Origin of the sequence: Flavobacterium ginsengisoli, assembly GCF_029625315.1 — a bacterium.
In the GTDB taxonomy this organism is placed as follows: Bacteria; Bacteroidota; Bacteroidia; order Flavobacteriales; family Flavobacteriaceae; genus Flavobacterium; species Flavobacterium ginsengisoli.
This window is the reverse complement of sequence record NZ_CP121110.1, coordinates 2,106,092-2,119,860: the sequence shown is the minus strand read 5'-3', so window position 1 is coordinate 2,119,860 and position 13,769 is coordinate 2,106,092. Positions and strand designations below refer to the sequence as shown.

Below are 13,769 nucleotides of genomic sequence, written 5' to 3'. Positions count from 1 at the left end.
CTCGCCAGAGGTTGGTCAAATTCGGGTGCAAATGTAAAAAATAATTATAAATTATGAATTATAAATTGTAAATTATTTTTAGTTTGTTTTGTTTCAAGTTTCAGGTTTCAAGTTGTTGCTATCGAGAGTTTTAACTTGAAACAAAAATAACCTTAAACTTGAAACTAAATTCTAGTTTCCTTCCAATAAATCTGGACGTCTATTTTTAGTATGTTCGTATGCCATATCTTCTCGCCATTTATCTATTTTGGCGAGATGCCCGCTGGTTAAAACTTCAGGTACTTTCCATCCTTTGTAATCTGCCGGTCTTGTATAGATTGGACCTGATAATAAATTGTCCTGAAAACTATCCGTTAATGCTGAAGTTTCGTCGCTCAAAACACCTGGAATTAATCGGATTAAGGCATCAGATAAAACTATTGCGCCCAATTCTCCACCAGATAAAACGTAATCGCCAATTGAAATTTCTTTTGTAATAAAATGATCTCGAACTCTTTGATCAACGCCTTTATAATGCCCGCATAAAATGATAATGTTTTCATACATTGACATTTTGTTGGCCATTTTTTGATCTAAAGTTTCCCCATCTGGTGACATATAAATTACTTCGTCGTATTCGCGTTGACTTTTTAAATGTGTGATACAATCATCGATAGGCTGAATCGTCATTACCATTCCTGCACCTCCTCCAAAAGGATAATCATCTACGCTTTTTTGTCTGTTGGTGCTATAATCACGTAGGTTGTGAAAGTGCACTTCAACCAAGCCTTTATCAATGGCGCGTTTCATAATTGAAGCTTCAAATGGGCTTCTTAGTAATTCAGGTAAAAGAGTTATAATGTCAATTCGCATCTTTATTCGATAATTTTCTTGCTGGCAAAGATACAAATAATGCCCTTGAGTCTTTTAGTAATAATTATATAACACACTTTTTGAATGGTGTAAATTTTAATAAGCTAACTTTAATTACCATTACGCTCCTTATTATCAAGTTATACGAACCAAGCGAAACTTAAAATTCGAACAGTTAATTATGAAAAAAACACTATTAGTTTCTGTAGTATTTGCGTTTTTTATATCCTGCGCGAGTGCCAATTCGACAACCGTTGCTGTAGGAGAAACCAAATCGAAAGTGCTAAAAACTTTGGGCAGTCCAGTAATGACACTAGATAATAAACAAGATGGAGAAATTTTTGTTTATGCAGATCAGGTTTTTTCTAAAAAAGGAACGCGATTGGCAGGATCGCATTATTGGCATTATAATTACGTATATATAAGCAAAGATGGTAAAGTCACATCAACGCGACAAGAAAAACAAAATTATCCGCCACAAGCAATTGATTCGATAAAAATGGAAGGACTAGGTTTATTGACTTCTAAGTAAATTTTTTCTTATATGTTTTTAAACAATTCGTATTTTTAAATTTAATTTATAAATACGAATTGTTCATTTAATGACTTCACCCAAAATAAAAATCCTTGCTATATCTGGAAGTACAAGAAGTAATTCCAGTAATTTCAAAATTCTGAAATACGTTTCAAACTGTTTGCAACCAGATTTTGAGGTAGAATTTTTTGAAGATTTAGAAAGCCTTCCTCATTTTAATCCTGATTTAGATACAGAAAATCCTCCGAAAGAAATTAGTGTTTTTAGAAGTAAAATAACAAATGTTGATGGTGTTATTATTTGTACGCCCGAATATGTGTTTAGTCTTCCAGGAAGTTTAAAAAACGCCTTAGAATGGTGTGTTTCTACCACTATCTTTTCAAACAAAAATACAGGTCTGATTACCGCTTCTGCTTCTGGAGAAATGGGGCATGAACAGCTTTTGCTGGTAATGAAAACATTAGAAGCAAAATTTAATGATAACACGCAGATTCTTATTCAGGGAGTTCGGGGAAAAGTTAATGCTGAAGGAGAAATTGTATCAGAACAGACGGCAAATGCACTTCAAAATTTTGCAAAAAACTTTAAGAATCAATTTTTATAATATATTTACTTTCTGAATTTTATATTATAAAATGATTAGCAGAAGAAATTTCATCCTAACCACAGGTCTTGCCACTACAGCAGTTTTGGCTTCACCATCATTTGCATTTTATATGAATAAAAAAGAAATAGGTTTACAGTTATATACGCTTCGTGAAGAACTTCCGAAAGACGTAAAAGGAACTTTAGAAAAAGTAGCTAAGGCTGGTTATACAACAGTCGAGACATATGGCTTTTCTGTTAAAGATCGGTTTTGGGGATTAACGCCAAAAGAATTGAAAAAGATTTTGGATGCTAATGGATTGAAAGCGGTTAGCGGACATTATAATTTAGGCGACTTTTTATATGATGGGAACACTACAGAATTAATTGCGGCAATTGAAGCGGCTAAAATTCTAAAAAGCGAATTTCTAACTGTTCCTTGGGTTGATGAACCTTTTAGAAGAAATATCGAAGATTATAAAAAGATTGTAGCTCGTATAAATGAAGCGAGCAATAATGTGCAAAAAGCAGGTTTAAAACTGGCTTATCATAATCATGATTTTGAATTTCAAAAGCACGATGGTATTACAGGTTTTGAAATTTTATTAAAAGAAACAGACAAAGATTTAGTCTTTTTTGAACTGGATTTGTACTGGGTTGTTCATTCTGGAAATGATCCTTTGCAATTGTTCAAAGAAAATCCTGGCCGATTTAAAATGTGGCATGTAAAAGATAAGGATAAAAATAATAATGATTTAAATACCGAAGTAGGTTCTGGAACAATAGATTTCAAACCATTATTTGCAGCAGACAAAACAATCGGGAATGGTTCATTTCTTTGTAGAGCAAGAAAATAATTTTGCTTCAAATTCTTTTGATTCGATTAAAACAAGTTGTGATTTTATTTCGAAAAATTTAATCTAGTACATTCCGTTTATGAGGAGATTTCTTTTTCTGGTTTTTATTATTCTTTTTTCCTGTAATTCCAAAAGTGAAAAGAATGATTATTTTAAAGATATTTCGGAAAATGATATAAAGCTTTTTCCTCCTAAACCTGGAGATTGGTTATATTCTTACAGAGAAAAAGGGCAGACTTTTGAGCAATTTATTAATTCAAAACATTTAGTTCCTACAAAAGAGAATAACATTATTTATTTGCGACCAATAGGCAAATTTAATTCGTTGCAGGTTAAGCAGATTGAATTGACTAGGGAATATCTAGAAATATTTTTTCAGTTAAAAACCGAAACTTTAAAAGATGTTTCAAATGATATTATTCCGAAACATGCTAGAAGAATTGGTCCAGATCAAAATGAACAATTTCTAGCAGGATTTATTTTGGATAGTGTTTTAAAGAAAGAAAAGCCTCAAAAAGGAATTGGATTAATGGCGTTGACCGAAGTAGATTTATATCCAAAACCAGAGTGGAGTTTTGTTTTTGGTTTAGCGTCTTATAGAGATAGAATTGCAGTAAGTTCAATTTATAGATTGCATGATGAAAGGTTGCAGAATAAAGATTTTAACTTGTGTCTAGAAAGGTTATTAAAAATTTGTTCTCATGAAATTGGACATATGTTTGGACTTCACCATTGTATTGATGCTAATTGTGCAATGAATGGGACAAATAGTTTATCTGAAACAGATGAACATACATTGAGATTATGTTCAAATTGTCAGAGAAAACTAAATTCGGGACTTAAGTACGATAACGTAAAAAGGTTAAAAGAACTGGAAAAATATTTTAAGGATAACAAATTAACAAGCGGTTTTGAATTAATGGAAAAAGACCTTAAAAACATTCAATAAAAATAAAAGATTATGAGTTTAGGAACGAGCAAAGAATTTATAAAAGGCGACGAGATCGAGTGGGAAGTAGTTGGAGAAGGCATCAAACGTAAAATTTTAGCTTTTGACGAAAGGGTGATGCTTGTAAATGTGCATTTTGAAAAGGGAGGAATAGGCATCTTGCATGAGCATTATCATACTCAGGTTACATATGTAGCGAGCGGGAAGTTTGATGTTACAATAAATGGCGTAACAGAAACATTAAAAGAAGGCGATAGTTTTTATATTCCGCCGCACGCAATTCATGGAGTTGTTTGTTTGGAAACAGGAATGCTAACTGACGTTTTTGGTCCTGCAAGAGAAGACTTTTTGAAGTAAATTCAATAAAGAAAATCAGTTGATATTCGTTTTTTTGCGATAGCAAATCTGTGTTATCTGCGTTCTAGAAACAGTTAAAGATTAAACGGATTCGCTATCGCGAAGACACAGATTTACGCAGATTTTATTATAAAAATAACTTAAAATATAAGTTTAGATTAAATATTGATGGTATTTTTGCAACATGAATTTATCAAAAACTAATGTACTGTTTATGGCAGTTTGCACTGGTCTTATAGTTGCAAATCTTTATTACTGCCAGCCTTTGATTGTTTTAATTGCCAACGAATTTAAAATTCCTGAAGCCAGCGCCGGAACAATAACCTATCTCACTCAAGCAGGTTATGCAATCGGACTGTTTTTTATGGTGCCGCTTGGCGATAAATTAGAACGAAAAAAGCAAATTTTAATGACCACTTTTGCTACTGTAATTGCTTTGTTAATTGCGGCAACAGCACAAAGTTTTCTTATTTTACAAATTGCTTCCCTGTTAATCGGAATCACATCCATTGTACCGCGGCTTATTCTTCCTTTAGCCGCTTCTTTGAGCGCGCCTGAAGAACGAGGAAAGGTTGTAGGAACTATTATGAGCGGACTTTTAGTCGGGATTTTGCTTTCGCGAACATTAAGCGGGTTTATTGGCCAAGTTTTAGGTTGGAGATCAATGTTTTATATCGCAGCAGGAATTTGTCTTTTGATCTTTTTTGTGATTCAAAGTAAATTTCCGCAGAACAAACCACAGTTTCAAGGGACTTATGGTCAATTAATCAAGTCTTTATTTACACTCATAAAAACACAACCTGTTTTACGTGAGGCAACAGCAATCAATGTTTTTTGTTTTGCTCAATTTGGAGCTTTCTGGACTACAATGGTTTTATTGCTTTCGGGAGAACCATTTCATTTCAATAGTGCGACAATCGGTTTATTCGGAATTGTTGGAGCTTCTGGGGCTTTAGCAGCGCCTTTGGTTGGAAAACTGGGAGATAAAGGAAACTCGAGAATTGCAGTTGGTTATGGCTGTTTATTGATTCTAATCAGTTTTTTAACTTTTTATTTTGCGATTGAAAGTGTAATCGGAATTGCAATCGGAATTGTATTTATTGATATTGGAATTCAAGGCGTTCACATTTCAAATCAAACGCGAGTATATTCGTTATTGCCAGAAGCTAGAAACAGATTAAATACGGTATTTATGTCGCTTACTTTTCTAGGGACGGCTGCTGGATCTGCGTACGGTTTATTGTTATGGAAATTGGGCGGATGGCCTGCTGTAACTATCGGTTGTATGGCTCTATCTCTAATATCATTAACGATTTACGGACTTACTTATAAATCAAAATCTAAAAAAGCGAAAGCGCAAATTGATTAAGAAATTAATTTGTAAATTTGCGTTCAAATTAAAAAAAATAACATGGAAAACGGAATATACGCTAAATTCAATACTAGCAAAGGTTCAATTTTAGTAAAATTGACACACGATTTGACACCAGGAACTGTAGGTAACTTTGTTGCGCTTGCAGAAGGAAATATGGAAAATAAAGTGAAACCTCAAGGACAAAAATTCTATGATGGATTAACTTTTCACAGAGTAATTGCAGATTTCATGATTCAAGGTGGTTGCCCAAAAGGAACTGGAACTGGAGATCCAGGTTATAAATTTGATGATGAATTTCACCCAACTTTAAAACACGATCGCCCAGGAGTTTTATCTATGGCAAACTCTGGTCCTGGAAGCAATGGTTCTCAATTTTTTATCACTCACGTCCCAACTCCTTGGTTAGACGGAAAACACAGTGTTTTTGGATATGTTGTTGAAGGACAAGATATCGTTGATGCTGTTGCTCAAGGTGATAATTTAGAGTCTGTAGAAATTATCAGAGTTGGTGATGAAGCTCAAAAATGGAATGCTATTGAAGCTTTTATTGGTTTAAAAGGTGCTCGTCTAAAAAGAGAAGCGACTTTAAAAGCAGAATCTGAAGCAAAAATGGAACAATTAGTCGCTGGTTTTGATAAAACAGAAAGTGGTTTACGTTATAAAATGATTCAAAAAGGTGAAGGAAAAAGAGCTGAAGCGGGAAAAACAGTTTCTGTTCACTACGAAGGTTCTTTAGAAAACGGAAAAGTTTTTGATTCTTCTTACCCACGTAAAAAACCAATCGAATTCAAATTAGGAATTGGACAAGTTATTGAAGGATGGGACGAAGGTATTGCTTTATTGCAAGTTGGTGACAAAGCTCGTTTTGTAATTCCATCTGATTTAGCTTACGGACCATCTGGAGCAGGAGGAGTTATTCCACCAAACGCTACTTTAATTTTCGATGTTGAATTAATGGACGTAAAATAAGACTTCATTAGCAATTTAGTATTGTTATAAATAGAAATCCCATATGTTACTGCATATGGGATTTTTTTATATTTACTAAAAAAACAAAGCCAATGAAAAATATATTAATCCTTGCAGGACTTGCATTATTTATGGTTTCTTGCGGAAGTAAGAAAGCAGCTCCAGTAGCATCAGCTAACGAAACCACAAAAGCGGTAGCTTTAACACCTGAATTAGAAGCAGGTAAAAGTTTGTATGAAAACAATTGTGCAAAATGCCATAAATTGTTTGAACCGAAAAAGTTTACAAAAGAAGAATGGACACCGATTTTGGTAAAAATGGGTAAGAAAGCGAAGTTAGATGATACTCAGATGGCTTCGATTACGAATTATATTGATTCTCAGCTATAAAAAGATAAAAAGCATTTCAAGGAAATTGGGATGCTTTTTTTTATTTGGATGAGGTACAAAAAAACACCGTCACAGAATGAGGTGTTTATAAAGTTAAGAATGCAGTACGTTTGAATTGTCTACTGAAACTACTTTTAATGTTTTAATTCCTGCAGGAAGTTCCCAGTCAACTTCGTCATTTTCTTTAAAACCAATTATAGCAACACTTAAAGGTGCTAGAATAGAAATTTTTGATTGCTTTAAATCTGCTGCAGATGGAAGTACAATTTGAATTTTCATTTGTTTTTTTGCCTTGACGTCTTCAATTGTTACTGTCGAATTTATACGAATAACAGATTCGTCAAGATCTCCTTTGCTAACTACAGCGCGATCCAGTTCTTGAGAAAGCTGTCCTGCTTCTTTGGCATTAGTATTATTCTTGTTTTGTAAAATTAATTCTCTCAGTAATTTATAATCTGATGAGCTAAATGTTGGTATTGGTTTCATAATCGTATTCATTTATATTATTAAAAATTATTTATTCATTGTTATTTTAAAAATTATAGTAATTGTATACTTTTTCAATTCTTGAACTGAATTTTTAAATTGATAGAAAAACGAAAAATCATCTGATAGAGCAATGCTCTTTCAAATAAAAAAACGAATTAAAAAATCTGATAAAAATCCTCCGTCAAAAAGAAGAAAAAGTGAAGTAGACGGAGGCCTAAAAAATAAAGGCCTTATTATGCGAAATAATTACAGCATGAAGCGGTTTTGCAATGCAAAACGACTTTATAGAGGCTGTAAGTAGTGTTGTATTTCCCATAAGGATGTTAAATTGAACGGCAAAGATACGTAATCTTTTTGGATTTAGTGCGTATTTACTTCCATTTTATGCCACAACCAAGACTTGGCTTCTGTGTTTCTTTCAAACTTCGGTTATAAATTAAGGCATCTATGGCACCTCTAAGATCGCTTCCGCTAAGAGGAATTCCGTTGCCAGGTCTTGAATCGTCCAATTGTCCGCGATAGAATAATTTGTCTTGATTGTCAAATAAATAAAAGTCAGGAGTGCAAGCCGCCTGATATGTTTTTGCTGTTTCTTGGCTCTCATCATACAGATAAGGAAAATCAATTTTGTTTTCCATTGCAAAGTCAGCCATTAATTCTGGTCCGTCTTGCGGATATTTTACAGCATCATTACTCGAAATAGCAATTACTCCAAGTCCCTGCACGCGGTAATCGTTGGCAATCATTACCACTTCTTTAATAACATGATGCACAAACGGACAATGGTTGCAGATAAACATCACCAAAGTTCCTTTTGAACCTTTTAAGTCTTTAAAAGAAAAAGTATCATTAGAATTGGTGTCTTTTAAATAAAAATCAGGAGCAATTGTTCCTAATGGAAGCATTGTTGATTCTGTTCGTGCCATTTTATTTGAAATTTGAATTTCAAAAATAGCTTTAAAATTCTGTAAATAAAAGAGCACAAGAATAAAAATATCCAAAGAAAGCAGTTAGTCTGCAACAGCTTGCTTCTTTGGATACTTTTTTAAGTTTTTATGAATTCAAAAAATCCAATAAATCTTCATTTAGTTTTTCTCTATCCGTATAAAAAAGTCCGTGTGGCGCACCTTCATATTCGATATAAGTATTGTTTGCTATAGATTTTGCCGCTTTTCTTGAAGTAAGATCAATTGGTACGATTTTATCGTCGTCTCCGTGAATAATTAAAGTTGGAACTTTAATGAAATCTATTTCATCTCTAAAATCAGTATAAGAGAAAGATTCAGCACATTTTAAAGTAGCTCTTGGAGAAGCTACAGAACATAAATTTCTGTAATATTCTAGTAAAGGTGTACTTAAAGGTTTGTTGATAATATTAACGCCAAAAAACGTTTTTCCAAAATTATCAATAAATCCGATTCGATCTTCTTTGATTGCCATTGCCGTATTATCGCTTTTTTCTTTTGGATGACCGTCAGGATTATCATGAGTTTTTAGAAGAAAAGGAATAATTGAAGAAATCAAAGCGACTTTGGTTACGCCTTTTCCGCCATGACGGCTAAAATAACGAACTACTTCGCCACCGCCCATTGAGAAACCAACAAGCGTTACATTTTCTAACTCTAATTGTTCGATAATTTCCTTAAGATCATCTGTTAAAGTGTCGTAATCGTAACCGTCCCAAGGCTGAGAAGATTTTCCGAATCCGCGACGATCATATGCAATAACACGATAATTATTTTGTACTAAATGGTCTATTTGGTATTCCCACATTTCATTAGAAAGAGGCCAGCCGTGAATCAGGATAACAGGTTTTCCTTGACCATAATCCTTAACGTACAGCCTTACGTTTTGTGCAGTTTCTATATATTTATCAGTATGAACCTGTTTTAAATTAGATTCAAAATCTTTGATTGACATGCATGCATTTGGTTCAGTATGTTCCATGTTATATCTTTTTACGTGAGTATTTTCATTTTTTCTTCTCGTAAAATTAGATTTAAAGAAAAAGAAATGGGTTATAGAATTAGGCTCATTAATTACAAAATTTATAGGTTTGTAATTAAAAGAAATTAAAATGGATTTAACTTGGAATGAATTTGAAAGAACCGACATGCGTGTTGGAACTATTATAGAAGTAAATGATTTTCCTGAAGCTAGAAAACCGGCTTTTCAGCTAACAATAGATTTTGGCTCGGAAATAGGAATTAGAAAGTCATCTGCACAAATTACTAAAAGATACCAGAAAGAAGATTTAGTAAATCGTCAAATTGTTGCGGTTGTAAATTTTCCTAGAAAGCAAATTGGAAAATTTATGAGTGAATGTTTGGTGCTTGGTGCTGTAGGCGAGGAGGGAGACGTGATTTTATTGGCTCCCGATTTCAAGATTCCTAATGGACTACGTATTGGATAGTTCTAACCGCAAAGTTCGCAAAGCTTTACGCAAGGTTCGTAAAGTTAATAGCGCAAAGCTTTGCGAACTTTAATTGGTGAAAACTTCGCATAAAGCTTGCGTTCTTTGCGTAGATCTTTGCGCTCTTTGCGGTTAAATTAAAGGTTTGTCTTTTTAATTAACTTCTGTAGTATCTCCTGTCCTTCCTCCCAATATTTTAAATCAGAATCAGAATTGATATGTCCTTGCTGTCCGATGTTTACAAAATCACTTCCCCATTTTTCAGCGAAGAGTTTTTTTCTTTCAAAAGAAGCATAGGGATCATTTTCGCTCGCAACGACTACAGACGGAAAAGGTAATTTATAAAGCGGAATAGGCGAGAAGTTTCTCGTGCATTCTGGTGTGTGTTGAGGTGAATCTACATCAGCAGGTGCAACCAGAAAAGCGCCAATTATATTTGAATTATTATATTTTTCTGCCCAATGCAGAACCAACGAAACTGCCAAACTATGCGCTACTAAAATAGTTGGTTTGTTAAGTTTTGAAATATTCTCATTTAATCTTTCAAGCCATTCTTCGCGAATAGGTTCGTCCCAGTTGTCTTGTACAACGCGAATGGAATTTCCGAATTTTTTATGCCAAAAAGTTTGCCAGTGTTTTTCTCCAGAATCTCCAAGTCCTGGTATGATTAATAGTTGTGTCTCCATTGCCGTGGAATTTTATTTAGTGATTATTTTTTGCGTTCTTTTAAAATTCGGTTTACTTCATTTACTAAAAGAGGGAAACCAGGTTCTGTCATTCCGTGACCATAACCGTCTAATTCATATAATTTAGTTTGTGTGTGACCAACCAACTTCATCATTCTAGCCATGTATGCGTTTTCTTCATAACGTCCCAACATTTCAAGTTCGCGATCTCCAGTAATTAATAATAATGGTGGAGCATCGGCGCGAACGTGATATAAAGGAGCAAATTCGTCAATTGTTGGCTGTTTTTCTGGAATTCCGTTTTCTCTTCTAATTTCAAAATGCGTAATACATTGTCCGCTAAAAGGAATTAATCCAGCAATTTGATTTGCATCAATATTTTCTTTTTGAAGGTATTTTTTATTAAGCCCTATCATTAAAGCTAAATATCCACCAGCAGAATGCCCAGAAACAAAAATTTGAGATTTATCTCCTCCGTAATTTGAAATATTATTAAAAGCCCAAGATACTGCCGCAGCTGCATCTTCAATAGCTTTTTCAGCTTTTGCTTTTGGCGATAATCTGTAGTTTACACCAATAATAGCAAAACCTTTATTTTTTAAAGCTTCCGGTATTTCTTTATTTCCGCCAGTTAATCCGCCACCATGAAACCAAACGATTGTTGCAAAACCAGTTTTGTTTTTTGGATAATAAATATCTAAAACACATCTTTCGCTGATATATTTATCAGATTTATTTGTAGCGACGTTATAATATTGAATGTTGTTTTTCGTTTCATATTCTGTATTCTGTGCGGAAATGGAAATTCCAAAGAAAACGAAACTTAAAAGAAGAATTAGTTTTTTCATTTTTTGTGAGTTAATAGTAAAGTGTAATTTGTGAAAAAGTTAGAAGTTAAAGATATCTGAATCGTACGTCTCACATTTTACAATTCACATCTCAAATATAAATATATAAAAAAAGTCCAAAATGCAGAACAAATTGGACTCCTACTTTATATAGATGATTTTGATTAAATATCGTCAAAATCAATATCTGTGAAGCTAGATCTTTGGCTTTCAGTTTTTTCAGAACTGTATTCTTTCTTAAAATCTTTTTGATGTCTTTCAGAAATTACTTCTTCGCCTTTGTGGTTCAAAACATAAGAAGTCATTTCCTCTAATATTTCGGCGAAAGCACTAAAATCTTCTTTATATAAGTAAATTTTGTGTTTTTTGAAGTGAAAAGAACCATCTTCCTCAGTAAACTTTTTGCTTTCGGTAATAGTAATGTAATAATCATCAGCTTTGGTAGCTCTCACATCAAAGAAATAAGTTCTTCTTCCTGCTCGTAATACTTTAGAAAAAATCTCTTCTTTTTCTAACATGTCATTTTCTCTCATAATACGTTCTATCATTTTTGGAATTAATAGTACTCAAAAATCATAAAAAATTATCTATTACGCAACAATTAAAGTAATTCTTTTTCCGAAAGTTGTTTTAAATATAACGATGCATAATAACCCTCTTGATTTATTAATTGATTATGAGAGCCTTGTTGAATTATCTTACCGTCTTCGAGTATAATAATTTTATCTGCATTCTTGGCAGATGATACTCGATGACTTACAATTATGGTTGTTTTATCTTTAGAAATCTCAAATAAATTATTCAAAATCAACTCTTCTGTTTCAGTATCAACCGCAGATAAACAATCGTCAAAAAGTAAGATTGCTGGATTTTTGATAATGGCTCTTGCAATAGAAACACGCTGTTTTTGTCCGCCCGAAAGTGTGATTCCTCTTTCTCCTAAAACGGTGTCGTACTGTTTGTTAAATGCTATAATATTGTCGTGAACAACAGCATTTTTAGCGACTTCGATTACCTCTTCATCCGTTGCGTTTTGATTTCCGAATTTGATATTGTTTTTAATAGTATCCGAAAACAAGAAAGCATCTTGAGGAACGATTCCTATATTATTTCGAAGATCATTTAAGTTTAAAGTACTGATTTCGTTTTCATCAATTTTAATCTCACCTTGTGTAGTGTCATAAAGTCTTGAAATCAAAGAAAGGATGGTTGATTTTCCAGAACCCGTTTTTCCTAAAATGGCTAAAGTCTCTCCTTTTTTTACTGTAAATGAAACATTTTTTAATGCTTCAATATTGGTGTCTTGATAGGTAAAAGAAACATTATTGAAAGTAATATTTCCTTCGATATCAGATGGGTTTTCGTTGTTGTTTTTAATTTCTGGTTCAATTTTCAAAAATTCGTTCAAACGTTTTTGAGAAGCTTCTGCTTCCTGAACCATCGAAGAAACCCAGCCCAAAGAAGCAACTGGCCAAGTTAGCATGTTTACATATAATATAAACTCGGCAATGGTTCCGATATTTGGAATGCTGCCATTAATATACATTACACCTCCAAAATAAATTACAACCAAGTTACTGATTCCGATAAGGGCAATCATCAACGGGCCGAATAAAGATTGTACTCTTGCAAGACTTAAACTTTTACGTTTACTTTCTTCAGCCAAATCAACCATGTTATTTTGGTGCTGATTCTCTAGAGAATACGCTTTTATAACTCGAATACCCGAAAAAATTTCCTGAGTAAAACTCGAGACTTTAGAAAGATATTGCTGAAAAGTGGTGCTTCGTTTATTGATTTCAGAACTTAACTTAAAAATACAATACGAAAGAATTGGCAATGGTAATATCGTATATAAAGTAAGCAACGGCGATACATTATACATATATATTATAACGATCGCAAAACGAATAGCTGTATTAATAGTATACATTACAGCTGGCCCAACATACATGCGAACTTTAGAAACGTCTTCGCTAATGCGATTCATTAAGTCGCCAGTTCTATTTTGTTTATAAAAGTTCTGAGAAAGATTCTCATATTGTCTGAAAACTTCATTTTTTAAATCAAACTCAATATGGCGCGACATAACAATTAAAGTTTGGCGCATTAAAAACGTCAAAAATCCAGCAACAATCGTAGTTCCTATGATTAGCAGTACATTATGAATGAGGTCCTGACGAAAAGTTGCGATTACTATTTCCGATTTTTGTTCAGCAACAGAAAGTTTGTCAAAGTTTTCAATAGCATTTAAAGACTTACTGATGAGCTTTGGAGTAAATAAAGAAAATATTTGTGCGATTATGGTTATTAAAATACCTGCTGAAAAACTATATTTATATTTGATGAAATATTTATTTAAATAGCTTAATTCTTTCATTTTTTTAAGAAATCTAATATTGAATTGATTTGTATTTAAGAATTATTATTAAATAAAATTATAATAATCTGCGATTTAATCAAAA

At 33.0% G+C, this 13,769-nt stretch carries 17 protein-coding genes; 9 read left to right on the top strand and 8 right to left on the bottom strand.

Annotation, left to right across the window (positions count from 1 at the left end; genetic code table 11):
* Window positions 1-171: 171 nt before the first annotated feature.
* Window positions 172-852 carry a tRNA (guanosine(37)-N1)-methyltransferase TrmD gene (trmD, locus tag P5P87_RS09960; RefSeq protein ID WP_278022424.1) on the bottom strand — a complete coding sequence of 227 codons (681 nt, stop codon included), beginning with the start codon at window positions 850-852 and terminating at the stop codon, window positions 172-174.
* A 181-nt stretch (window positions 853-1,033) separates the two neighbouring features.
* On the opposite strand from trmD, the gene P5P87_RS09955 reads away from it, so the two are divergent.
* The 8 genes from P5P87_RS09955 (at window position 1,034) to P5P87_RS09920 (ending at window position 6,868) form a co-directional block, all read left to right on the top strand.
* Window positions 1,034-1,384, top strand: a complete 351-nt coding sequence (locus P5P87_RS09955) for a hypothetical protein (protein WP_198856832.1) — start codon at window positions 1,034-1,036, stop codon at window positions 1,382-1,384.
* A 70-nt stretch (window positions 1,385-1,454) separates the two neighbouring features.
* Window positions 1,455-1,991, top strand: a complete 537-nt coding sequence (locus P5P87_RS09950) for an NADPH-dependent FMN reductase (RefSeq protein ID WP_278022423.1) — start codon at window positions 1,455-1,457, stop codon at window positions 1,989-1,991.
* 31 nt (window positions 1,992-2,022) lie between these two features.
* Window positions 2,023-2,829, top strand: coding sequence for a sugar phosphate isomerase/epimerase family protein (locus tag P5P87_RS09945; protein WP_278022422.1), 807 nt, complete (start codon window positions 2,023-2,025; stop codon window positions 2,827-2,829).
* Between the two features lie 79 nt (window positions 2,830-2,908).
* Window positions 2,909-3,778: an archaemetzincin gene (locus tag P5P87_RS09940; protein WP_278022421.1), complete on the top strand. Its 870-nt coding sequence runs from the start codon at window positions 2,909-2,911 to the stop codon at window positions 3,776-3,778.
* Between the two features lie 9 nt (window positions 3,779-3,787).
* A complete protein-coding gene (locus P5P87_RS09935) occupies window positions 3,788-4,135 on the top strand; it encodes a cupin domain-containing protein (RefSeq protein ID WP_198857226.1) in 348 nt (115 codons plus the stop codon).
* Window positions 4,136-4,349: 214 nt separating this feature from the next.
* Entirely contained in the window at window positions 4,350-5,504 is a 1,155-nt protein-coding gene (locus P5P87_RS09930) for an MFS transporter (RefSeq protein ID WP_278022420.1), read from the top strand.
* A gap of 42 nt (window positions 5,505-5,546) precedes the next feature.
* Window positions 5,547-6,479: a peptidylprolyl isomerase gene (locus tag P5P87_RS09925; protein ID WP_278022419.1), complete on the top strand. Its 933-nt coding sequence runs from the start codon at window positions 5,547-5,549 to the stop codon at window positions 6,477-6,479.
* A gap of 92 nt (window positions 6,480-6,571) precedes the next feature.
* Complete coding sequence (locus P5P87_RS09920) at window positions 6,572-6,868, top strand: c-type cytochrome (protein ID WP_198856837.1); 297 nt, start codon at window positions 6,572-6,574, stop codon at window positions 6,866-6,868.
* Window positions 6,869-6,961: 93 nt separating this feature from the next.
* On the opposite strand, the gene P5P87_RS09915 is transcribed toward P5P87_RS09920, so the two are convergent.
* The 3 genes from P5P87_RS09915 to P5P87_RS09905 all read right to left on the bottom strand — a co-directional run bounded on the left by P5P87_RS09915 (window position 6,962) and on the right by P5P87_RS09905 (window position 9,304).
* Window positions 6,962-7,354, bottom strand: a complete 393-nt coding sequence (locus P5P87_RS09915; RefSeq protein WP_278022418.1) for a GreA/GreB family elongation factor — start codon at window positions 7,352-7,354, stop codon at window positions 6,962-6,964.
* 374 nt (window positions 7,355-7,728) lie between these two features.
* Entirely contained in the window at window positions 7,729-8,283 is a 555-nt protein-coding gene (locus P5P87_RS09910; protein ID WP_278022417.1) for a thioredoxin family protein, read from the bottom strand.
* Window positions 8,284-8,410: 127 nt separating this feature from the next.
* On the bottom strand, window positions 8,411-9,304 hold the full coding sequence (locus P5P87_RS09905; RefSeq protein WP_278022416.1) for an alpha/beta fold hydrolase: 894 nt from the start codon (window positions 9,302-9,304) through the stop codon (window positions 8,411-8,413).
* A 130-nt stretch (window positions 9,305-9,434) separates the two neighbouring features.
* On the opposite strand from P5P87_RS09905, the gene P5P87_RS09900 reads away from it, so the two are divergent.
* Window positions 9,435-9,770 (top strand): tRNA-binding protein, encoded by a 336-nt coding sequence (locus P5P87_RS09900; RefSeq protein ID WP_278022415.1) that lies wholly within the window; start codon window positions 9,435-9,437, stop codon window positions 9,768-9,770.
* Window positions 9,771-9,907: 137 nt separating this feature from the next.
* Here the strand turns inward: P5P87_RS09900 and P5P87_RS09895 are convergent, their stop codons facing one another.
* The 4 genes from P5P87_RS09895 to P5P87_RS09880 all read right to left on the bottom strand — a co-directional run bounded on the left by P5P87_RS09895 (window position 9,908) and on the right by P5P87_RS09880 (window position 13,684).
* A complete protein-coding gene (locus tag P5P87_RS09895; RefSeq protein WP_198856842.1) occupies window positions 9,908-10,456 on the bottom strand; it encodes an RBBP9/YdeN family alpha/beta hydrolase in 549 nt (182 codons plus the stop codon).
* A 23-nt stretch (window positions 10,457-10,479) separates the two neighbouring features.
* On the bottom strand, window positions 10,480-11,304 hold the full coding sequence (locus P5P87_RS09890) for an alpha/beta hydrolase (protein ID WP_278022414.1): 825 nt from the start codon (window positions 11,302-11,304) through the stop codon (window positions 10,480-10,482).
* Between the two features lie 164 nt (window positions 11,305-11,468).
* Window positions 11,469-11,837 (bottom strand): PUR family DNA/RNA-binding protein, encoded by a 369-nt coding sequence (locus P5P87_RS09885; RefSeq protein WP_095931384.1) that lies wholly within the window; start codon window positions 11,835-11,837, stop codon window positions 11,469-11,471.
* 68 nt (window positions 11,838-11,905) lie between these two features.
* The gene (locus tag P5P87_RS09880; protein WP_278022413.1) at window positions 11,906-13,684 is read right to left on the bottom strand and encodes an ABC transporter ATP-binding protein; all 1,779 of its coding nucleotides are present in this window, start codon (window positions 13,682-13,684) and stop codon (window positions 11,906-11,908) included.
* Window positions 13,685-13,769 lie beyond the last annotated feature (85 nt).

Excerpts from the sequence above, each read along its gene's own strand:
- P5P87_RS09890 (WP_278022414.1), bottom strand. The coding sequence starts at position 11,304 with ATGAAAAAACTAATTCTTCTTTTAAGTTTCGTTTTCTTTGGAATTTCC.
- P5P87_RS09915 (WP_278022418.1), bottom strand. The coding sequence starts at position 7,354 with ATGAAACCAATACCAACATTTAGCTCATCAGATTATAAATTACTGAGA.
- P5P87_RS09910 (WP_278022417.1), bottom strand. The coding sequence starts at position 8,283 with ATGGCACGAACAGAATCAACAATGCTTCCATTAGGAACAATTGCTCCT.
- P5P87_RS09945 (WP_278022422.1), top strand. The coding sequence starts at position 2,023 with ATGATTAGCAGAAGAAATTTCATCCTAACCACAGGTCTTGCCACTACA.
- P5P87_RS09925 (WP_278022419.1), top strand. The coding sequence starts at position 5,547 with ATGGAAAACGGAATATACGCTAAATTCAATACTAGCAAAGGTTCAATT.
- P5P87_RS09900 (WP_278022415.1), top strand. The coding sequence starts at position 9,435 with ATGGATTTAACTTGGAATGAATTTGAAAGAACCGACATGCGTGTTGGA.
- trmD (WP_278022424.1), bottom strand. The coding sequence starts at position 852 with ATGCGAATTGACATTATAACTCTTTTACCTGAATTACTAAGAAGCCCA.
- P5P87_RS09950 (WP_278022423.1), top strand. The coding sequence starts at position 1,455 with ATGACTTCACCCAAAATAAAAATCCTTGCTATATCTGGAAGTACAAGA.
- P5P87_RS09905 (WP_278022416.1), bottom strand. The coding sequence starts at position 9,304 with ATGGAACATACTGAACCAAATGCATGCATGTCAATCAAAGATTTTGAA.
- P5P87_RS09955 (WP_198856832.1), top strand. The coding sequence starts at position 1,034 with ATGAAAAAAACACTATTAGTTTCTGTAGTATTTGCGTTTTTTATATCC.
- P5P87_RS09940 (WP_278022421.1), top strand. The coding sequence starts at position 2,909 with ATGAGGAGATTTCTTTTTCTGGTTTTTATTATTCTTTTTTCCTGTAAT.
- P5P87_RS09885 (WP_095931384.1), bottom strand. The coding sequence starts at position 11,837 with ATGAGAGAAAATGACATGTTAGAAAAAGAAGAGATTTTTTCTAAAGTA.
- P5P87_RS09880 (WP_278022413.1), bottom strand. The coding sequence starts at position 13,684 with ATGAAAGAATTAAGCTATTTAAATAAATATTTCATCAAATATAAATAT.
- P5P87_RS09895 (WP_198856842.1), bottom strand. The coding sequence starts at position 10,456 with ATGGAGACACAACTATTAATCATACCAGGACTTGGAGATTCTGGAGAA.
- P5P87_RS09930 (WP_278022420.1), top strand. The coding sequence starts at position 4,350 with ATGGCAGTTTGCACTGGTCTTATAGTTGCAAATCTTTATTACTGCCAG.
- P5P87_RS09920 (WP_198856837.1), top strand. The coding sequence starts at position 6,572 with ATGAAAAATATATTAATCCTTGCAGGACTTGCATTATTTATGGTTTCT.